At 66.7% G+C, this 19,790-nt stretch carries 15 protein-coding genes, 1 tRNA gene and 1 pseudogene; 10 read left to right on the top strand and 7 right to left on the bottom strand.

Going from position 1 to position 19,790, the window contains the following annotated elements; translation table 11 throughout:
• Positions 1-18 precede the first annotated feature (18 nt).
• From spoT to ispB, 5 genes are all read right to left on the bottom strand, one after another.
• Positions 19-2,199, bottom strand: a complete 2,181-nt coding sequence (gene spoT, locus G335_RS0108925; RefSeq protein ID WP_018176514.1) for a bifunctional GTP diphosphokinase/guanosine-3',5'-bis pyrophosphate 3'-pyrophosphohydrolase — start codon at positions 2,197-2,199, stop codon at positions 19-21.
• 12 nt (positions 2,200-2,211) lie between these two features.
• Positions 2,212-2,487 (bottom strand): DNA-directed RNA polymerase subunit omega, encoded by a 276-nt coding sequence (gene rpoZ / locus G335_RS0108920; RefSeq protein WP_018146305.1) that lies wholly within the window; start codon positions 2,485-2,487, stop codon positions 2,212-2,214.
• A gap of 37 nt (positions 2,488-2,524) precedes the next feature.
• Entirely contained in the window at positions 2,525-3,175 is a 651-nt protein-coding gene (gmk, locus tag G335_RS0108915; protein ID WP_018176513.1) for a guanylate kinase, read from the bottom strand.
• Between the two features lie 101 nt (positions 3,176-3,276).
• A tRNA-Pro gene (locus tag G335_RS0108910) sits at positions 3,277-3,353 on the bottom strand.
• A 107-nt stretch (positions 3,354-3,460) separates the two neighbouring features.
• Complete coding sequence (gene ispB / locus G335_RS0108905) at positions 3,461-4,429, bottom strand: octaprenyl diphosphate synthase (protein ID WP_018176512.1); 969 nt, start codon at positions 4,427-4,429, stop codon at positions 3,461-3,463.
• 309 nt (positions 4,430-4,738) lie between these two features.
• Between ispB and rplU the strand changes: the two genes are divergently transcribed.
• The 4 genes from rplU (at position 4,739) to proB (ending at position 7,631) form a co-directional block, all read left to right on the top strand.
• Positions 4,739-5,050, top strand: a complete 312-nt coding sequence (gene rplU / locus G335_RS0108900; RefSeq protein WP_018146302.1) for a 50S ribosomal protein L21 — start codon at positions 4,739-4,741, stop codon at positions 5,048-5,050.
• Positions 5,051-5,079: 29 nt separating this feature from the next.
• Positions 5,080-5,340 carry a 50S ribosomal protein L27 gene (gene rpmA / locus G335_RS0108895; protein WP_017941884.1) on the top strand — a complete coding sequence of 87 codons (261 nt, stop codon included), beginning with the start codon at positions 5,080-5,082 and terminating at the stop codon, positions 5,338-5,340.
• Positions 5,341-5,418: 78 nt separating this feature from the next.
• On the top strand, positions 5,419-6,501 hold the full coding sequence (gene cgtA / locus G335_RS0108890; RefSeq protein WP_018176511.1) for an Obg family GTPase CgtA: 1,083 nt from the start codon (positions 5,419-5,421) through the stop codon (positions 6,499-6,501).
• A complete protein-coding gene (proB, locus tag G335_RS0108885) occupies positions 6,498-7,631 on the top strand; it encodes a glutamate 5-kinase (RefSeq protein WP_018176510.1) in 1,134 nt (377 codons plus the stop codon). Before cgtA ends, proB begins: the two co-directional genes overlap by 4 nt.
• A gap of 361 nt (positions 7,632-7,992) precedes the next feature.
• On the opposite strand, the gene xseA is transcribed toward proB, so the two are convergent.
• Both xseA and G335_RS0108875 read right to left on the bottom strand, forming a co-directional pair.
• The gene (xseA, locus tag G335_RS0108880; RefSeq protein ID WP_018167973.1) at positions 7,993-9,402 is read right to left on the bottom strand and encodes an exodeoxyribonuclease VII large subunit; all 1,410 of its coding nucleotides are present in this window, start codon (positions 9,400-9,402) and stop codon (positions 7,993-7,995) included.
• A gap of 14 nt (positions 9,403-9,416) precedes the next feature.
• Positions 9,417-10,190, bottom strand: coding sequence for a DUF4197 domain-containing protein (locus G335_RS0108875; protein ID WP_018167972.1), 774 nt, complete (start codon positions 10,188-10,190; stop codon positions 9,417-9,419).
• A gap of 190 nt (positions 10,191-10,380) precedes the next feature.
• On the opposite strand from G335_RS0108875, the gene guaB reads away from it, so the two are divergent.
• The 6 genes and pseudogenes from guaB to G335_RS0108845 all read left to right on the top strand — a co-directional run bounded on the left by guaB (position 10,381) and on the right by G335_RS0108845 (position 19,787).
• Entirely contained in the window at positions 10,381-11,841 is a 1,461-nt protein-coding gene (gene guaB / locus G335_RS0108870) for an IMP dehydrogenase (RefSeq protein ID WP_018167971.1), read from the top strand.
• Positions 11,842-11,912: 71 nt separating this feature from the next.
• Entirely contained in the window at positions 11,913-13,490 is a 1,578-nt protein-coding gene (gene guaA, locus G335_RS0108865; protein WP_018176509.1) for a glutamine-hydrolyzing GMP synthase, read from the top strand.
• A gap of 203 nt (positions 13,491-13,693) precedes the next feature.
• A complete protein-coding gene (locus G335_RS0108860; RefSeq protein ID WP_018176508.1) occupies positions 13,694-14,992 on the top strand; it encodes a ferric reductase-like transmembrane domain-containing protein in 1,299 nt (432 codons plus the stop codon).
• Positions 14,989-15,798 carry a cytochrome b5 domain-containing protein gene (locus G335_RS0108855; protein ID WP_018176507.1) on the top strand — a complete coding sequence of 270 codons (810 nt, stop codon included), beginning with the start codon at positions 14,989-14,991 and terminating at the stop codon, positions 15,796-15,798. Before G335_RS0108860 ends, G335_RS0108855 begins: the two co-directional genes overlap by 4 nt.
• Before the next feature lie 7 nt (positions 15,799-15,805).
• Positions 15,806-16,252, top strand: a pseudogene (locus G335_RS13910) (GMP synthase (glutamine-hydrolyzing)); the annotation flags it as partial.
• A 196-nt stretch (positions 16,253-16,448) separates the two neighbouring features.
• Entirely contained in the window at positions 16,449-19,787 is a 3,339-nt protein-coding gene (locus G335_RS0108845) for a PAS domain S-box protein (protein WP_081623063.1), read from the top strand.
• Positions 19,788-19,790: the final 3 nt, after the last annotated feature.

Raw genomic sequence — 19,790 nt, 5'->3', positions numbered from 1 at the left:
CAGCGGGGGCGTTGCGTGTCAGCCGCGCTGGCGCGAGATGCGCAGGACGTCGGACAGCCGCCGCAGGCCGCGCATGATCTGGGCCAGGTGCTGGCGGTCACGTACGGTCAGCAGGAAGGTCATCGCGGTGGAGTGGCCGTCCTGCTCGTTGAACGAGATGTGCTCGATGTTGGAGCCGTGATCCGCGATGACCGCGGCCATGTCGGCCAGCGCCCCGCGGCGGTTGGCGGTGCGGGTGCGTACGGCGGCGGTGAATTGCAGCTGGGGCTCATGCGACCACTCCAGCGCGATGGTGCGGTCGGACCGGTCGCGGGTCTCGTGCAGGACGTTGCGGCAGTTCTCGCGGTGAACCACCAGGCCGCGCCCGGCGCTCAACTGGCCAATGATCGGGTCGCCCGGGATCGGGTGGCAGCAACGGGCGTAATTCAGCACCAGCCCTTCGGTGCCGTTGACCGCGAGCGTGGTCGTAGTAGCGGGCTCTGTGGCGGTCGGGTCGGGGCTTTCCTTGCCGACCATCTGGCGGGCCACCAGCGAGGCCATGCGATTGCCCAGGCCGATATCGATCAACAGCGCGTCCAGGTCTTCCAGCTGCATCGCGTCCAGCATCTGGTCCAGGCGGGCCGGCGAGATGCGGGGCAGGCTGGTATCCATGGATTCCAGCGCCTTTTCCAGCATGCGCTCGCCGAGGGTGCGGGCCTCCTCGGACTGCATGGACTTGAGGCAGTGGCGGATGCCGGTGCGCGCCTTGCCGGTGACCACGAAGGACAGCCAGGCCGGGTTGGGGCGGGCGCCGGGCGAGGTGACGATCTCCACCGTCTGGCCGCTTTGCAGGCGTACCGACAGCGGGGCGAGCTGGCGATCGATCTTGGCGGCCACGCAGCGGTTGCCGACGTCCGAGTGCACGGCGTAGGCGAAGTCGATCGGGGTGGCGTCGCGCGGGAGCACGAGGATGTCGCCCTCGGGGGTGAAGGTGTAGACCTCGTCGGGGAACAGGTCGACCTTGACGTTCTCCAGGAACTCGATGGAGTTGCCGACGCTGTTCTGGATCTCGAGGACATCCTTCAGCCATTCACGTGCCCGGCTCTGGGCCGTGCGACTGGATTCGCTGCCGGCCTTGTACTGCCAGTGTGCGGCGATCCCGCTCTCGGCCACGCGATCCATCTCGGTGGAGCGGACTTGCACCTCGATCGGGGCGCCCTGCGGGCCGAACAGGATGGTGTGCAGCGACTGGTAGCCGTTGGACTTGGGGATCGCGATGTAGTCCTTGAAGCGTCCCGGCACCGGCTTGTAGAGGTTGTGCACCACGCCGAGGGAGCGGTAGCAGGTGTCCACGTCGTCGACGATGATGCGGATGGCAAAGACGTCGAACACGTCTTCGAACGAGTGGTGCTTGTCGCGCATCTTGCGGTAGATGCTGTACAGGCTCTTCTCGCGCCCGGAGATGCGCCCGATGATCCCGGAAGCCTCCATGCGCGAGCAGATCGCCTGTTCGATGTTCTTCATCGGCTCGCGGCGGTTGCCGCCGGCCCGGTGTACTGCGCGTTCCAGTACCGCGGCGCGCCAGGGGTGCTTGGCCGAGAAACCGAGTTCCTCCAGCTCGCGGCGCATGGCATTCATGCCCAGGCGCTGCGCGATCGGGGCATAGATCTCGAGGGTTTCCTTGGCGATGCGGCGGCGCTTGTCCGGGCGCATCACACCGAGGGTGCGCATGTTGTGCAGGCGGTCGGCCAGCTTGATCAGAATCACCCGGATGTCGCGGGTGATCGCCAGCATCATCTTGCGGAAGTTTTCCGCCTGCGCCTCGGCCTTCGACTGGAACTGCAGGTGGGTCAGCTTGGACACGCCGTCCACCAGCTCTGCGACCTCCTCGCCGAACTCGGCGCGGATACGGTCCTTGCTGGTGGCGGTGTCCTCCATCACGTCATGCAGGATGGCGGCGCTGATCGCCTGGTGGTCCATCCGCATCTCGGCCATGGTGCGAGCCACGGCGAGCGGGTGATAGATGTAGGGCTCCCCGGTCTTGCGGGTCTGGCCCTCGTGCGATTCCGCGCCCAGGAGATAGGCGCGATAGACCTCCTCGACCTCTTCCGGCTCGAGGTAGGACTCGAGCTCGGAACATAAATCGCTGATCAGGAATCGGGTCGAGTCGCCCGGTACCGAGGAGGGGGCCCCGGGCGAAGCTGGCTGCCCAGCGGCCATTCAGAAAATCTCCTAGCGCTCGTCGGCTTCCAGCTGTTCCAGATGACGGATGGTGCTGAAGTCCAGCATCTGGTTCTGGGGCCGTTCGTCGTGTTCGTCGAACACCTCGATACCGACCACGCCGGCGGCGATTTCGCGCAGGGCGATGACCGTGGGCTTGTCGTTGTCCTCGGGTACGCGGGCTTCCTTCCCGTGGGCAATGTGGCGGGCCCGGCGGGCAGCCATCAGCACCAGCTGGAAACGGTTTTCGACATTTTCGAGGCAGTCCTCGACGGTGACGCGTGCCATCGGATACTCCGGTCAGTAAATTCTTGAAACTTGCATGTTACGCCGACCCATGCGCGCCCGCCAACAGATTCTCGATCGTGGATGCGGATCGGATCTCCTGTTCCACGGTGCGCAGGCGGTTGGCACGGAAGATACAGGCCAGATCGCGCACGGCCTGGTCGAAGTCGGCATTGACCACGGTGTAGTCGTACTCGCGGAAATGCGTGCAGTCGGATTCGGCATCCCGCAGACGGCGCTGGATCACGTCTTCCTCGTCCTGCCCGCGGCCGCGCAGGCGGCGTTCCAGCTCGTCGCGCGAGGGCGGCAGGATGAAGATGGAATGCGCATCCGGCACGGCGGCGCGCACCTGACGCGCGCCCTGCCAGTCGATCTCCAGGATCACGTCCACGCCGGCGTCCAGGCGTTCGTCGACACTGGCGAGCGCGGTGCCGTAGAAGTTGTCGAACACCTTGGCGTGTTCCAGCAGCTGGCCGTCCTCGATCATCCCGAGGAAGGTCTCGGCGCTGACGAAGTGGTAGTGCTGTCCGTCGACCTCGCTGGCGCGCGGCGTCCGTGTGGTATGCGAAACCGAGACCTCCACCGCCGTCACCGATTCAAGCAGGGCGGCGACCAGGCTGGTCTTGCCGGCACCCGAGGGCGCGGAAACGATATAGAGGGTGCCGCGAACGGCCGGGGTATTGGCGGTCATGGACGTGTCCGCAGGGCCTGAACGTGATCGGGATCTGGCCGCTTCCGGATGGGCCGCTTGAATCGGGCCACAGGCCGGAAGACCAGGGTCAAGAAGAAGGTTGGTCGGAGTGAAAGGATTCGAACCTTCGACCCCTGCCTCCCGAAGGCAGTGCTCTACCAAGCTGAGCTACACTCCGAACCGAGCCCGCTATTATGCCGAGCCTCCCGGGGCGTGTCCATGCCCCGGGCGCTGAAAATCCTATCGGTAACGGTCGACCCGCCATGCGGCGTGGGTCGCGCCGCGTCAGTGGTTGCGCCCGACGGCGAAACGGGCGAGATCGATCAGGGCCTGACGCTGGGGCGAATCGGGCAACGTGGAGATTGCCTCGATCGCGGCGTCGGTTTCGGCCTCGGCGCGAGAGCGGGTGTAGGCCAGTCCGTCGGTTCCGTGTACGGCCTGCAGCACGGCGTCGACCTGATCGCGGCCGCCTTCTTCGATCGCCCGGCGCACGACGGCCTGCTGATCGGGGGAGCCCACGCGCAGCGCATGGATTAGCGGCAGCGTGGGCTTGCCCTCGGCGAGGTCGTCGCCCATGCGCTTGCCGGTCACCTCGTCATCGGAGGAGTAGTCCAGGACGTCGTCGATCAGCTGGAAGGCGGTGCCCAGGTGCATGCCGTAGCGGGCCAGCGCCTGCTCGTCGTGTTCCGGGCGTTCGCCCAGGATGGCGCCCAGCTGGCAGGCGGCCTCGAACAGCTTGGCGGTCTTCGACTGGATCACGTGCATGTAGCGCTGCTCGTCGACGTCGGCGTCGTGGCAGTTCATCAGCTGCATTACCTCGCCCTCGGCGATCACGTTGGTCGCGTGGGAGAGGATCTCCATGACCCGCATGGATCCGACTTCGACCATCATCTCGAACGCGCGCGAGTAGAGGAAGTCACCGACCAGGACGGCGGCCTCGTTGCCGAAGATGTGGTTGGCGGTCTCGTTGCCGCGGCGCAGTTCGGAGGCATCCACCACATCGTCGTGCAGCAGGGTCGCGGTATGGATGAACTCCACCACCGCCGCCAGGGTCACCGGATCCTGGCCCTGCACATGGCAGGCCCGCGCTGACAGGGTGGCCAGCAGCGGTCGCAGGCGCTTGCCGCCCGAATGGATGATGTAGTGTCCGAGCTGGTTGATCAGCACCACCGGCGAGCTGAGGCGCTCGCGGATGCACTGGTCGACGGCCTGCATGTCGTCGGCCGCCAGTTCTCGGATTGCTTCAATGGGCATGGGGGTAGGCAAGCAGGCTCATGTGAGGTGGTCGTGAGGGGCGAAGGCATGCTAGGGAAACGCTGCCTAATGTACAAGTTCGGGCGCGCGCCGGAGCGGTTTGCGGGCCGGATGGGCCAAGGGCCGTTGCCGCGCGCCCCGGATCGAAGAACGGGGTGTTCGCGTGTGCCCGTCCATGAGCGTTCCCGCGGCCTGGCCGCTTCCCGGCATTGACCCGAGCGAGAAGCGCTGCTAGCATTTCCGCCCTTTCGCGAGACCAGCTCCCAGTCAGCTGGTCCACACAAGGTATCGCAACGGAGTCCCAGGGAAATGTACGCGATCATCGCAACAGGTGGTAAACAGTACCGCGTCGCCGAAGGCGACGTGATTCGCATCGAGAAGCTCGAGGCCGAGGCCGGTTCCGAGGTCGAGTTTGACCAGGTGCTGATGGTCGGTGCGGGTGACGATGTCCGCGTCGGGGCCCCGCTGGTGGACGGTGGCAAGGTCACCGCCAAGGTCGAAGACCATGGCCGCGCCAAGAAGATCCACATCATGAAATTCCGGCGGCGCAAGCACTCCCAGAAGCAGATGGGACACCGCCAGCATTACACCACCGTGCGCATCACCGGCATCGCCGGTTGATCGCCGCAGGCATTCAGGAGAGCTGAACCATGGCACATAAAAAGGCAGGCGGCAGTACCCGCAACGGGCGCGATTCCGAGAGCAAACGCCTGGGCGTGAAGCGCTTTGGCGGTCAGGTCGTGCGCGCCGGCAACATCCTCGTTCGTCAGCGCGGGACGCAGTATCATCCCGGCGAGGGCGTGGGTTGTGGCAAGGACCATACGCTGTTCGCCAAGGTTGACGGCCAGGTCGTCTTCAAGGTGGGTGGCCCGCACAACCGTCGTTTCGTGAGCATCCAGCCGCAGCAGTAAGCCGGCCGGACAGCGAAGCGTTCGCGAAAAGCCCCGTTCGACGGGGCTTTTTTTGTTCTGTACTTCGGGAAGCAAGCAATGAAGTTCATCGACGAGGCCACCATTACCGTAAAGGCCGGCGACGGCGGGAATGGCTGTGTCAGCTTCCGCCGCGAGAAATACATCCCCTTTGGCGGGCCCGACGGGGGTGACGGCGGAGATGGCGGCTCCGTATGGCTGGTGGGCGACGAAGGCCTTAACACCCTGGCTGATTTTCGCTACCAGCGCCGGTTTGATGCCGAGCGTGGCGAGAACGGCAAGGGGCGCAATCGTACGGGGTCTTCCGGCGAGGATCTGGAGATCGCAGTGCCGATCGGCACTCAGGTGCGCGATGCCGAGACCGACGAGATCCTGGGTGATGTGACCCACGAGGGTCAGCGTCTGCTGGTCGCTCAGGGTGGTTTCCACGGGCTCGGCAATACCCGGTACAAGTCCTCCACCAACCAAGCGCCCCGTCAGAGCAAGCCGGGCACCCCGGGCGACCTGCGCAAGCTGTCGCTGGAGCTGATGGTGCTGGCCGACGTCGGTTTGCTGGGCCTGCCGAATGCCGGCAAGTCCACGCTGCTGGCGCGGGCCTCGGCCGCGCGCCCGAAGATCGCCGACTACCCGTTCACCACCCTGATCCCGCAACTGGGCGTGGTGCGCATCGGGGTCAACCAGAGCTTCGTGATCGCCGACATCCCCGGGCTGATCGAGGGCGCGGCCGAGGGCGCGGGTCTGGGTACGCGTTTCCTCAAGCATCTGGCCCGCACCCGCTTGCTGCTGCACGTGGTGGACGTGTCCCCGCCGCACCCGGAGGCCGATCCGCTGGTGGACCTGCGCACCGCGATCACCGAACTGGAGCACCACAGCGACAAGCTGGCGGCCCTCCCGCGCTGGATTGTGCTGAACAAGAAGGAACTGCTGGATGCCGACGAACTCGCGGCCCTGGTCGAGCGCGTGCGTGCGGACCAGGGCGAGGCGCATCCGGTGTTTACCATCTCCGCGGTGACCGGCGAGGGCGTGGACGCCCTGCTGCAGGCGGTGATGCGCCATGTCGAGGAGGCCGCGCAGGCGGCGGCCGAGGCCGATCGGCGGGGTGCGATGGGGACGCCGGAGGACAAGCCGGAGGACCCCGCGTGACAGCGTCTGCCACACGGGCGCTCCCCGCCATTCGCCGGGTCGTCGTCAAGATTGGCAGCGCGCTGATCACCGCCGATGGTGCCGGGCTCGACCGCCCGGCGCTGGAGTCCTGGGCGCACCAGATCGCGGCGCTGCGCCGGCGCGGGCTGGAGGTGATCCTGGTCTCCAGTGGCGCAGTGGCCGAAGGCATGCGCCGACTGGGCATGACCGAGCGCCCGCACCAGTTGCATCACGTGCAGGCCGCCGCCGCGGTCGGGCAGATGGGCCTGGTTCAGGCCTACGAGCGCGAGTTCGCCAGCCACGATCTGCATGCGGCGCAGGTCCTGCTGACCCACGACGACCTCGCCGACCGCTCGCGCTACCTGAATGCCCGCAGCACCATGCTGGCCCTGCTCGAGATGGGGACGATCCCGGTGGTCAACGAGAACGACACCGTGGCCTACGAAGAGATCCGGCTCGGCGACAACGACACCCTGGCCGCGCTGGTGGCTAACCTGGTGGTGGCCGACCTGCTGCTGATCCTGACCGACCAGGATGGCCTGTTCGATCGCGATCCGCGCAAGCATGCGGATGCCCGCTTGATCCAGGAGGGCCGGGCCTCGGATGCCGGGCTTCACCGCTATGTGGCAGCCGATTTCGGTCGCCTGGGCCGGGGTGGCATGGCAACCAAGCTGCTGGCTGCCGAACGCGCGGCCCGTTCCGGCACGCATACCGTGATTGCCTCCGGACGCGAGGCGCAGGTGATGGGGCGGGTACTGAAGGGCGAAGCACTGGGCACCTGGCTAAAGCCGGACCGCGAACCGCTGGCGGCGCGCAAGCGCTGGCTGGCGGACCAGCTGCACTCGCGCGGGCAGTTGCAGCTGGACGCCGGGGCCGCACGCGTGCTGCGCGAATCGGGCAGCAGCCTGCTACCGGTAGGTGTGGTCAGCGTCGAGGGGGATTTTCGCCGCGGCGAGGTCGTGACCTGCGTGGATCCGGACGGGACCGCCGTGGCACGGGGGCTCACGAACTACGCGGCCAGCGAGATTCAGCGTATCCGCGGCCAGCGTGCCGATCGCATCGAGGCCGAGCTCGGCTACCTGCTCGAGCCGGAGCTGATCCATCGGGACAATCTCGTCCTGCTTTCCTGACCGACGCTGGATGCTGCTGTCCTGCGCGGGCCTGTGGAACGACAGTTGTAGGAGCGTGCTTGCACGCGAAGCCCCTGCCCGCGTCCGACTCTGGCAGGGGCTTCGCGTGCAAGCACGCTCCTACGGGATTTGGGGTGTGCTGACCAGGTATCCGGGTTCCCGGCGGTGGGGGCGGGCACGTTGGTGGGGGTGTGCGTGACGGAGGCCATCCCGGCTCTCCGCCGCGCTGCGGCCGGGATGGCCTTGCAGGTGCTGACCCCAGGCTACCCACTTCCTTCTTACCCCTTCGCGCGCTTCCCGTCTTCCTGTTACACGCGATTGTCTGTGTGCCGTCGGTGGTTAAAGGCCGGGAGACCGCGGCTCAGTTGTCGCCGTGTGTGGCGGTGACTTCCAGGTCCAGGCGCCCGCGCGCCAGACGTGCATGCACGCGTTCGCCGCTGGCGGTCTGATCCGCGGCGCGCAGGACTTCGCCCTCTGTGGTCTGCAGGATCGCGTAGCCGCGTTCTAGCACTGCCTCCGGGCCCAGTGAACGCAGCTGGCGCGCAGTGGCGTCCAGCTGCCGCTGGCGGGCGACGAGGGCCTGGTGGGTGGCCGTTTGCAGTTGGCGTTGCAGGCGGGCGAGGGCCTCGCGCCGCTGCAGGATGTCGTGGTCCGGGCGTACCCGCACCAGGCGCTGGCGCAGGTGATCCAGGCGCATGCGGGCGGATGCCAGGCGGGTGCCGGGCGAGGCGCCGGCCAGACGCAACCGGGCGTGTTGCAACCGCACCCGGGCGCGTTCCTCGAGGCGCGACCAGGCGCGCTGCAGGCGTTCGCGCTGGTCGTCCAGGCGTTGGGCATCGCGTTCCAGCATTTGCCGCGGGTGGCGGCGTTCCAGGCGCGTATGCAGGGCGGTCAGGGTCTGCTGGTGGCGCGCCACGCGCTGGCCTAGTAGCCCGCTCAGGCGTTCGCGGGCCCGCGCTAGCTGGTGGCGCAGGGTCGCGGCATCCGGGCTGACAGCCTCCGCCGCGGCGGTGGGCGTGGAGGCGCGCAGGTCGGCGACGAAATCGGCGATGGTGGTGTCGGTCTCGTGCCCCACGCCGCTGACCACCGGGATCGGGCAGGCGGCGATGGCGCGCGCGACGCTCTCCTCGTTAAAGGCCTGTAGATCTTCCAGGGAGCCGCCGCCGCGGGCGAGGATGAGTACGTCGACCCGGCCCTCGGCCGCAGCCTGTTCCAGGGCCGCGACAATCTGGCCGGCGGCCTGGGCACCCTGCACCGCGGTGGGGTAAAGCGTGACCGGTAGCAACAGCGGGAAGCGCCGCGCCAGGGTGCGCTCGATGTCGTGGCGCACATCGCCCTGGGTGGAGGTGATCACGCCCAGGCGGTGGGTCCAGGCGGGCAGTGGCTGCTTGCGCTCGGCGTCGAACAGCCCCTCGGCGGCGAGCTTTTCCTTCAGGCGCTGGAAGGCGGCCAGCAGGCGGCCCTCGCCGGCCGGTTGCAGGGCCTCGACGATCAGCTGGAACTGCCCGCGGGCGCCGTAGATCCCGGCACGCCCCTGGATCTGTACGGCGTCGCCGTCGGCAAAGCGGGCGGCCTGGCGGGAGCGCCCGCGGAACAGCACGCAGCTCACCGAGGCGTTCTCGTCCTTCAGCGAAAAGTACTGGTGCCCGGATGCGTATTGACGCAGGTTCGATACCTCGCCCTCCACGCGCACGAGGCCAAGCCCGTCACGCAGCAGGCCGTCGGCACACTGGTTGAGCTCGGTTACGGAAAAGACGGGGGCGTCGCTCATGAGGGGCTCGATGGTTACAGACGGGTGAAGACGCGCTGGAAGACATCGGTGCCGCGCCCGACGGGGTCGACCCGCAGGCGGGCCTCTTCTTCCGCGAGGGCGTGGAACAGGCCGTCCATGGTGTGGTCCAGCACATGCTCGGCCAGGTCCAGGCGGACGTTTGCCAGAAACGGGATGTCGCGCATCCGCGACTCCAGCTCGCGGTGGGTCGTCATGGCCTCCACGGCGTCCAGGCTGTGCTCGATCGCGGGACGCATGGCCTCAGTCAGGCGCGGTCGCATCTGTGTTTCCAGATGACGGGTGGCGGCGTCCTCGGGCCCCAGCAGGATGCCGCGGGCATCGTCGAGATCGAGCGCGAAGATCGCCCGGATGAAGGGTTCCCGGGCCTGCCATACCGCATCCTCGGCCGCGCGGTTCATGCGCTCCTCCAGGGTGTCCAGCGGCGCGGCCATGCCGAGCCGGCCCAGCGATCGCCGTGTGGTGGCGAGCACCTCGGGCAGGGGGATGCGCACGTCCGGGTTGCCGTAGAAGCCGTTGCGCCGGCTGAGGGTCTCGGAGGCGGCGTGGGTCGCGATGACCAGGGCCTCGTGCACCGCCTCGATCAGCTCGGCGGTCGACAACCCGGCGAATTCCGGTGGCCGGGTGATCAGCGAGCGGAACATGTCCTGACCGAAGCGCCACCAGTCGGCGCGAGCGCTGGACGCAGTGGCCAGGCCGAGGCCGGGGGCCAGCAACAGGGCCAGCGCGGTGCGTCGGGTGATGCGGGCCGTAGGCGCGCGCTCGGGCATGGGTCTCGCCTGGCAGGGGGCTCGGGATGGATTCGCATCCTATCAGGGTGCTGTCCGGGCGTCTGCGCACGGCCCTTGCATGTGTGTCTGTGCTTGTCCCGGAAGGGCCCGAATTCTATACTGAACGGCTATTTATCCGCCCCCGGGGTTTTCTCCCTTGCGTCCCGGCGGGCCTGGCCTGGAGTGGTGCATGCGGATACTCGGTGAAGCCCTTACCTTTGATGATGTACTGCTGATCCCGGGGCATTCGAATGTCGTTCCGCGTGATGTCGACCTGAGTACCCGGATTACCCGCGAGATCACGCTGTCCGCCCCGTTGGTGTCGGCCGCGATGGACACGGTCACCGAGGCCAATCTGGCGATCGCGATGGCCCAGGAGGGCGGGCTCGGGATCGTGCACAAGAACATGTCGGCGGAGGCCCAGGCCGCCGAGGTCCGGCAGGTCAAGAAATACGAAAGCGGTGTGATCAGCGAGCCGATCACCATCGGCCCGGATGCGAGCATCGGCGACGTGGTCGCGCTGACCGACGCCAATCACATCTCCGGCGTGCCGATCGTTTCCGGCAACGACCTGATGGGCATCGTGACCTCCCGCGATCTGCGCTTCGAGACCCGCATGAACGCCCCGGTCTCGGAGATCATGACCCCGCGCGAGCGCCTGGTTACCGTGCCCGAGGGTGCCGACCGCGAGCTGGTGCTGGAGCTGCTGCACAAGCACCGGATCGAAAAGGTGCTGGTCGTCAACGACGACTTCCAGCTGCGCGGGATGATTACGGTCAAGGACATCCAGAAGTCCACCGAGCACCCGCATGCCTCCAAGGACGAGCGGGGCCGTCTGCGCGTGGGTGCCGCGGTGGGTGTGGGTGAGGGCACCGATGAGCGCGTGGCCGCGCTGGTCGAGGCCGGGGTGGACGTGCTGGTGGTGGATACCGCGCACGGGCATTCCCAGGGCGTGCTGGATCGCGTCGCCTGGGTCAAGAAGCACTACCCGGACGTGCAGGTGATCGGTGGCAACATCGCCACCGCCGATGCTGCCAAGGCGCTGGTCGCGGCCGGGGCCGACGGCGTGAAGGTCGGAATCGGGCCGGGCTCGATCTGCACCACCCGCATCGTGGCCGGCGTCGGCGTGCCGCAGATCACGGCGATCTCCGATGTGTCCGAGGCGCTGAAGGGCACGGGTGTGCCGATGATCGCCGACGGGGGCGTGCGCTTTTCCGGGGACCTGGCCAAGGCGATCGCCGCGGGCGCCGATTGCGTGATGCTGGGCTCGATGTTCGCCGGGACCGAAGAGGCCCCGGGCGAGGTCGAGTTGTACCAGGGCCGCTCCTACAAGATCTATCGCGGCATGGGCTCTTTGGGCGCGATGCAGCAGGGCTCCTCGGATCGCTACTTCCAGGACCCGAACAGCTCGGCCGACAAGTTCGTGCCCGAGGGGATCGAGGGCCGGGTGCCGTACAAGGGCTCGATCGTCGCCATCATCTACCAGCTGATGGGCGGGCTGCGCTCGTCCATGGGCTATGTCGGCGCACACAACATCGAAGAGATGCGGACCAAGCCGCATTTCGTCCGCGTGACCGCCGCCGGCATGCGCGAGAGCCATGTGCACGACGTGGCGATCACCAAGGAAGCCCCCAACTACCGCATGGACTGACCCGGCCACGATGGCCGGGTATCCCTACCTGACATACTCCCGGCCCGCAGGCCGGGATACCGGATGACCTCATGACCCAGGATCTTCACGCCCACCGCATTCTGGTGCTGGACTTCGGTTCCCAGTACACCCAGCTGATCGCCCGCCGCGTGCGCGAGGCCAGGGTCTACTCCGAGGTGCATGCCTGGGACATGCCGGCGGCCGACATCCGGGCGTTCAATCCCACTGCGATCATCCTCTCCGGCGGCCCCGAGTCGGTGAATGTCGACCAGCCCCCGCGCGCCGAGGACGCGGTGTTCGAGCTGGGGGTTCCGGTACTGGGCATCTGCTACGGCATGCAGACCATGGCCGCGCAGTTGGGTGGTCGGGTCGAGCCGTCGGAGCGTCGCGAGTTTGGCTATGCCCAGGTGCGCGCCCGTGGCCATACGCCGCTGTTGCGTGACATCGAGGATCACACTACGCCGGAGGGCTATGGTCTGCTGGACGTGTGGATGTCGCACGGCGACCACGTGACCGAGCTGCCGGAAGGCTTCCGCTTGATGGCCTCCACCGATTCCGCACCGATCGCCGGCATGGCCGATCCGGATCGCGGCTTCTATGGCGTGCAGTTCCACCCCGAGGTGACCCACACCACCCAGGGCCAGCGCATCATCGAGCGCTTCCTGCACGATATCTGCGGCTGCGCGGCGTTGTGGACGGCCGACAACATCATCGACGACATGGCCGCGCGGGTGCGCGAGCAGGTCGGCGACGATCACGTGGTACTGGGCCTGTCCGGCGGGGTGGACTCCTCGGTGGTGGGCGCGCTGCTGCACAAGGCGATCGGCGACCAGCTGACCTGCGTGTTCGTGGATACCGGGCTGCTGCGCGAGGGCGAGGGTGACCAGGTCATGGCGACCTTCGCTCGCCACATGGGTGTGCAGGTGATCCGTGTGGATGCCGAGGAGCGCTTCATGAGCGCCCTGGCGGGCATCCAGGACCCGGAGGCCAAGCGCAAGATCATCGGCGGGTTGTTCATCGACGTGTTCGACGAACAGGCTGCAAAGCTCGACAACGTGCAGTGGCTGGCCCAGGGCACGATTTACCCGGACGTGATCGAGTCGGCCGACTCCAAGACCGGCAAGGCCCACGTGATCAAGTCGCACCACAACGTGGGCGGCCTGCCGGAGAACATGAAGCTGGGGCTGGTCGAGCCGCTGCGTGAGCTGTTCAAGGACGAGGTGCGCAAGATCGGTGTCGAGCTGGGCCTGCCCACCGAGATGGTCTATCGCCATCCGTTCCCCGGGCCGGGCCTGGGCGTGCGCATCCTCGGCGAGGTGAAGAAGGAATACGCCGACCTGCTGCGCCGCGCCGACGCGATCTTCATCGAGGAGCTGCGCAAGGCCGATCTCTATGACAAGACCTCGCAGGCGTTCGCGGTCTTCCTGCCGGTGAAGTCGGTGGGGGTGATGGGCGACGGCCGGCGCTACGACTACGTGGTGGCCCTGCGCGCGGTGGAGACCATCGACTTCATGACCGCGCGCTGGGCGCACCTGCCGTACGAGTTCCTCGACCACGTCTCGCGGCGGATCATCAACGAGATCCCCGGCATCTCCCGCGTCACCTACGACATCTCCGGCAAGCCCCCCGCCACCATCGAGTGGGAGTGACTGGAAAGACTCGCAATGGCGGGTGCTGACCGGCGTCATAGCGGAGGCTTCAGGATCCTGCTTAGCCCACGGCCGGTAGCACGACTACCGGCCGTGGGGCTACGCCTTGCCTCGGAAGACACGGTGCACTAACGCGAGCGTGTACATTGATCGGCGGTTACCTAGACTGTGCCGAGGTGGACTTCCTGGAATAAACGGATCCCATGTTCAGACGCATCAGAGCGGGTGACTGGATTGTCGTGGTGTTGCTGCTGCTGCCGGTGCTGGTGGCGTGGCCGCGTTGGTGGCCGCGGCCGGGCGCCGGCGCGGCCGAGGTGCTCTCGGCGCTTGGGCACCTGGCCGGCGTGCTAGGTCTGAGCGCGCTGCTGGTCGGTGCAATGCTGAGTGTGCGCCTGCCGGGCCTGGATCGCTGGTTCGGCGGTTTGCCGCGCATCTGGACCCTGCACCGGATACTGGGTTTCGCAGCCTTCATCCTGATCATGCTGCACGTGGTGTGGCTGGCCTTCGGGGCGCTGCCCATTTCTCCGGAAGCGGCCATCCAGGTGATCTTTCCGCCCCTTGAACACGGGGCGGTATGGATCGGTTGGGGCGCATTGGCGCTGATGCTGATCTTTCTCGCGCCCACCTTTCAGTTTTTCGGCAGGCCGCATTACCAGCGCTGGAAGCGCCTCCACCTGTTGTCGGTGCCCGCGTTCCTGCTGGCGTTCGCGCACGCGGTCATGCTCGTGGAGCATGCGCTGCTCTGGTGGGGGCTCGCGGCCCTGGCGGTTGCCGCAGTGCTCTGGCGCAAGGTGCTGTCGCCCCGGCTGGGGCGCCATGATTATACCGTCGATGCCGTGACCGCCCTTGCGTCCAACGTGGTGGAGATCACCCTCGCCCCGAGGGGCCGGGCCATGTCTCATGCCGCGGGACAGTTCATGTACCTCACCCCCCACGACCCGGGCCTGGAAGCCGGCCGGGGGGAAGAGCACCCCTACACCATCTCTTCGGCGCCAGGCGAGGACGTTGTCCGGGTGGGCATCAAGGCCCTGGGCGACGCCAGCCGGGCATTGCAGACGGTGACACCGGGAACCGCCGTGCAGATCGAGGGCCCCTACGGGCAGTTCTTCGAGCGATGCGAGCCGCAACGCAGGCAGCTCTGGTTCGGTGGCGGCATCGGCATTACGCCCTTCGTGTCCGGCGCCCGGGCCCTCCAGCGGGAGCCCGGGGCCGGGCCGGAGGTCACCCTGATCTACCTGGCCAATCGACCGGACCGCGCCTATTACATGGACGAGCTTCGGGAGATCGCGCAGGGGCACCCGCATTTCGATGCACAGATCCATTATTTCCAGGATCGCGGCCCCGTGGATGAAGCGTTCATCCGCTCGCATTGCCCGGACCTGGAGGAACGGGAGATCTACATCTGCGGGCCGCCCGGCATGGTGCATCACCTGATGGGGCTTCTAAGCCGCGCCGGTGTACCCAGGGGCCGCATTCATACGGAGGCGTTTGATTTCCTATGACCGTGAACAAGATTGCCTACACCGCGTTCGTGGCCTTCTGCGCCGTGATCATCACCCTTTGGGCCGTCAGCGCGCTGGTCGCGGAGACCCGCGAGACCGACGACGATCAGCGCCTGTTTACAGAACAGGAGCTTGCGGCCCACGACAGTGCCGAGAGCTGCTGGAAGGCCATCGACGGCCAGGTGTACGACGTGACGGACTATATTCCGCGTCACCCCACCTCGGAGGACGTGATACTGGAGTGGTGCGGCCGTGATGCCACCGAAGGCTGGTACAACAAGACGCCCGGGCGTCCGCACAGCCCCAGGGCCGCCGCCATGCTGGAACAGTACCGGGTAGGGCAACTGGCCGATGCACCGGAACCCCGGGCACGGCCCGAGGCTTCAGCGCCCACGCGGGAACCCGCCACCCATCCGCCGGGTCGGGTGCTGCTCGGCCTGTCGCCCGGGACGTACCTGGACGGGCGCTATCGAGGCGTGTTTTCGGACCGGGGCGCGATGCAGGTCAATATCCAGTTCGATCTGCGGGACCATCATTTCCACAACGTCCGGTTCCGGTACCTGAGCTACCAGGGAGTGGATTATCTGGCGCTTGAGGAGCACGAGGAACTTCATGCCGTGATGCGCCAGCACCGTCAGGCCATCGATTACCTCGAAGGGCGGCCGCTATCGGCCCTATTCGATCTCTACGCGCCGGAGGAGGTGGTGGAGGACATCGACGCCTTTACCGGCGCGACGCTGAGAGGCAACAAGCTGATCTCGGCCATCCGGGACGCGCTCAACCGCGGCGTTTATCAGTGGCCGTGACATGGCCGAGCGGGTCCGCGAGCTGGGTGGCGATGGCCCTGTGGTGCTAGGTCTGCCCACCGGGAGGGTTTATCGCCACCGGTTCCCCGGGCCGGGCCTGGGCGTGCGCATCCGCGGCGAGGTCAAGAAGGCATACGCTGACCTGCTGCGCCGGGCCGATGCGACCTTCATCAGGGGGGCTCCGCAAGGCGGACCTGTACGACAAGACCTTGCAGGCCTTTGCGGTCTTCCTGCCGGTGAAGTCGGTGGGCGTGATAGGCGATGGCCCACGCTACGACTACGTGGTCGCACTGCGTGCGTCGAGACCATCGACTTCATGACCGCGCGCTGGGCGCACCTGCCGTATGACTTCCTCGACCACGTCTCGCGCCGCACCATCAACAAGATCCCCGGCATCTCGCGCGTCACCTACGACACCTCCGGCAAGCCCCCCGCCACCATCGAGTGGGAGTAAACATCCGCCTGGACACGAATGCAGTGTTTCCCTGGAAGTACCCAGTAGGGTGGCACATTACACCTGTTGGGATGGGGGGTGAGACGTGGCAGTATCGTGGTCTATCGACCCCTAACCACGGAAAACCCGGTTGAAAACGCCTCCCCGCCCCGGAAACGAACAGGAACGGTTGCGAGCGCTGTGGGCAAAGGGGCTGCTGGATACCCCGGACGAGGAGCGGTTTGATCGACTCACGCGTCTGGCCAGGCGGATGTTCGGGGTGTCGATCGCGTTGGTTTCGCTGGTCGACGAGGACCGGCAGTGGTTCAAGTCCCGGCAGGGGCTCGAGGCCCCGGAGACCGAGCGTGACATCTCCTTTTGCGGTCACGCGATTCTCGGGGACGATATCCTCGAAATCCGCGACGCGCGCGCGGACTCCCGGTTTGCCGACAACCCGCTGGTTACCGGGGAGCCGCAGATCCGGTTCTATGCCGGCGCGCCGCTTGTCACCTCTGATGGTTACCGCGTGGGCACCCTTTGCCTGATTGACGGCCAGCCGCGGCAGTTGAGCGAGGACGAGCGCCGATCCCTGCGTGACCTCGCCGATGCGGTCGAGGCGGAAATCGACTCCACTGAACAGCAGGCGCTAAGCGATGCCCTGGAAGGCCTGCGGCGGCTCGGCGAGGCCATCACCCGTGCCCAGTCGGAGTTCATTCGTGATACCGACGAGGACCGCAGGCAGGCCTTCGACGGACTGCTTGCGGACATCCTCGAGCTGACCCACAGCGAATACGGCTTTATCGGGGAAGTGCTGTACCACCCGGAAGGGCTTCCTTATCTCAAAACCTATGCCATCAGCAATATCGCCTGGGATGATGCGACCCGGGCCTTCTACGCGGCCAATGCGCCCCGGGGGATGGAGTTCCACAACCTGGAGACCCTGTTCGGTGCAGCCCTCACCAGCGGCGGGCCGGTGATCGCCAACGACCCCGCCCGCGACCGGCGCAGCGGGGGGCTGCCCGAGGGACATCCACCGCTCGAGGCCTTTCTCGGCATCCCGATCGAGCATGGCGGCGAGCGGGTTGCCATGCTGGGGATTGCCAACCGCCCCGGTGGCTACGACCAGAGCCTGGTGGCGTTTCTGCAGCCGCTGCTGGTCACGCTGGGGCAGTTGACCGATGCGGCCCGCATCCGGCGCCGGCACCGCGCCGACCAGGAAGAGCTGGCGCGGCTGTCGCGGGTGGCCAGCGAGGCCACCAATGGCGTGATCATCACCGATGCCGAGGGCCGGGTCGAATGGGTCAATGACGGTTTTACGCGGCTGAGCGGTTACACCCTGGACGAACTGCGCGGGCGCAAGCCGGGCAAGCTGCTGCAGGGCGAGGGGACGGATCCGCAGGTAGCGGCGCGGATCGGGGCGGCAGTGGCGCGGGGCGATCCCTTTCAGGTCGACATGCTGAACTACCATCGGGATAACCGACCGTACTGGGTTCGCATCCAGGGCAATCCGTTGCGCGACGAGCACGGCAGGTTGCAGGGCTTCATGGCGATCGAGTCCGATGTGACCCGAGAAAAGGAGGACGCGGAGCGCATTCGCGAAAGCGAGCAACAGTTTCGCTCGCTGGTCGACAATATCCCCGGCATTACCTATCGCTGCCTGCCGGACGACGACTGGACCATGCTCTACATGAGCGACCAGGTGGACCCGCTGTCAGGCTATCCCGCGAGTGAGTTCATCGACAACGCTGTTCGTAGCTACGCCAGCGTGATCCATGGCGACGACCTGGCAGCGGTGAAGGAGGCGGTCGACCGGGCGTTGCGGGCCGGGACCGACTGGGTCGTCGAATACCGGATCCGGCATCGCGATGGCGGCATCCGCTGGACTCAGGAGCGCGGCTCGGCGGTTCGCGACGACGCGGGGCGCGTGTGCTATCTCGATGGCTTCATCCTGGATGTGACCCGGGATCGGGAAAACCGCGAGCAGCGCCAGCGCCAGCTGGAGGCCTTTGCGGCCCTCAACGACATTGCGTCGATGACCACGCTGGGGCTCGACGAACAACTCGAGCGGGCATTGCAGCTGGGAACGGATTTCCTTGGGCTGGAACTGGGTATCGTCAGCCGCATCCGGGGTGACGATTACGAGGTGCACGCCTGTGTCGCACCTCCCGGTACCGCTCTGGCGCCTGGACAGCACTTTTCCCGGAGCAGGACCTATTGCGACCTGATCTTCGCAAAAGGGGAACTGGTGGCCATCGACCACATGGCGGCCTCCGGGCATCGTGGGCATCCGTGTTACGAGCAATTCGGGCTGGAGGCCTACATTGGCGTGATTGTGGAGGTGCAGGGTGAACGCTATGGCACCCTGAACTTCTCGTCGGTGCAGCCGCGTCCGGTTGGGTTCAGTGATGGCGAGCGCATGTTCGTGCGTCTGCTGGCGCGCTGGATCGGTTCGGCGATCGAACGCGACGCGGCGGCGCGCGCGCTGAGACTCAGCGAGACCCGTCTGCGCGGGTTGTTCGAGCTATCGCCGGTCGGTATTGCCCTGAACGATTACGCGACCGGGGCCTTCGTGGATCTCAACCAAGCCCTGTTGCGCCCGACCGGATATACCCGCGAGGAATTCATTGCCCTGAGCTACTGGGACGTCACCCCACGGGAATACGAGCCAATGGAGCGCCAGCAATTGGAGCGCATGGAGGCGACCGGTCGCTACGGTCCGTTCGAGAAGGAATACATCCGCAAGGATGGCAGCCGCTATCCGGTGGTCCTCAACGGGATGGTGGTCCACGACAACACCGGGCGCAAACTGATCTGGTCGATCATCGAGGATATCTCGGAGCGCAAGCGCATCGAGCGCATGAAAAACGAGTTCATCTCCACGGTCAGCCATGAGTTGCGCACGCCGCTCACCTCGATCTCCGGTTCCCTGGGCCTTGTGACGGGTGGAGCGGCAGGGGCGTTGCCGGAGCGGATGCAGGCGATGCTGGAGATCGCTCACAAGAACAGCAAGCGCCTGGAACTGCTGATCAACGATCTGCTGGACATGGAAAAGCTGGTGGCCGGCAAGATGCGCTTCGAGAGGCGCGAGCAGCCGCTGTTCCCGTTGCTGGAGCAGGGCGTGCGCGACAACCAGGGATATGCCGAGCGTTACCAGGTGCGCCTGGTGCTGGACGCGGAGGACGATGGGGCCCGGGTGGTGGTGGACGCCGACCGTCTGCAGCAGGTACTGGCCAATCTCCTCTCCAATGCGGCCAAGTTCTCGCCGGAGGGCAGCGAGGTGAGGCTGGCGGTGGAGCGGGACGGGGAGCGGGTGCGTGTCTCGGTGAGCGATCACGGCCCGGGGATTCCGGAGGCGTTCCGCGAACGCATCTTCCAGAAGTTTTCCCAGGCCGATGCCTCCGACAGCCGCCAGAAGGGCGGCAGTGGTCTGGGGCTCGCGATTACCCGGGAACTGGTGGAGCGCATGGACGGCGAGGTCGGGTTCGACTCCGTCCCTGACGAGGGGGCGACCTTCTGGTTCGAGCTGGGATGCCACCTTGATGAGGCCCGCGGATGAGGC

The organism is Thioalkalivibrio sp. AKL8, assembly GCF_000380525.1.
Classification (GTDB): domain Bacteria; phylum Pseudomonadota; class Gammaproteobacteria; order Ectothiorhodospirales; family Ectothiorhodospiraceae; genus Thioalkalivibrio; species Thioalkalivibrio versutus.
This window is presented reverse-complemented; position numbering and strand designations above follow the sequence as displayed.

Coding starts and splice junctions, on each gene's coding strand:
- cgtA (WP_018176511.1), top strand. CDS start 5,419: ATGAAGTTCATCGACGAGGCCACCATTACCGTAAAGGCCGGCGACGGC.
- rplU (WP_018146302.1), top strand. CDS start 4,739: ATGTACGCGATCATCGCAACAGGTGGTAAACAGTACCGCGTCGCCGAA.
- ispB (WP_018176512.1), bottom strand. CDS start 4,429: ATGCCCATTGAAGCAATCCGAGAACTGGCGGCCGACGACATGCAGGCC.
- guaA (WP_018176509.1), top strand. CDS start 11,913: ATGACCCAGGATCTTCACGCCCACCGCATTCTGGTGCTGGACTTCGGT.
- G335_RS0108860 (WP_018176508.1), top strand. CDS start 13,694: ATGTTCAGACGCATCAGAGCGGGTGACTGGATTGTCGTGGTGTTGCTG.
- guaB (WP_018167971.1), top strand. CDS start 10,381: ATGCGGATACTCGGTGAAGCCCTTACCTTTGATGATGTACTGCTGATC.
- rpoZ (WP_018146305.1), bottom strand. CDS start 2,487: ATGGCACGCGTCACCGTCGAGGACTGCCTCGAAAATGTCGAAAACCGT.
- gmk (WP_018176513.1), bottom strand. CDS start 3,175: ATGACCGCCAATACCCCGGCCGTTCGCGGCACCCTCTATATCGTTTCC.
- xseA (WP_018167973.1), bottom strand. CDS start 9,402: ATGAGCGACGCCCCCGTCTTTTCCGTAACCGAGCTCAACCAGTGTGCC.
- G335_RS0108855 (WP_018176507.1), top strand. CDS start 14,989: ATGACCGTGAACAAGATTGCCTACACCGCGTTCGTGGCCTTCTGCGCC.
- spoT (WP_018176514.1), bottom strand. CDS start 2,199: ATGGCCGCTGGGCAGCCAGCTTCGCCCGGGGCCCCCTCCTCGGTACCG.
- rpmA (WP_017941884.1), top strand. CDS start 5,080: ATGGCACATAAAAAGGCAGGCGGCAGTACCCGCAACGGGCGCGATTCC.
- G335_RS0108875 (WP_018167972.1), bottom strand. CDS start 10,190: ATGCCCGAGCGCGCGCCTACGGCCCGCATCACCCGACGCACCGCGCTG.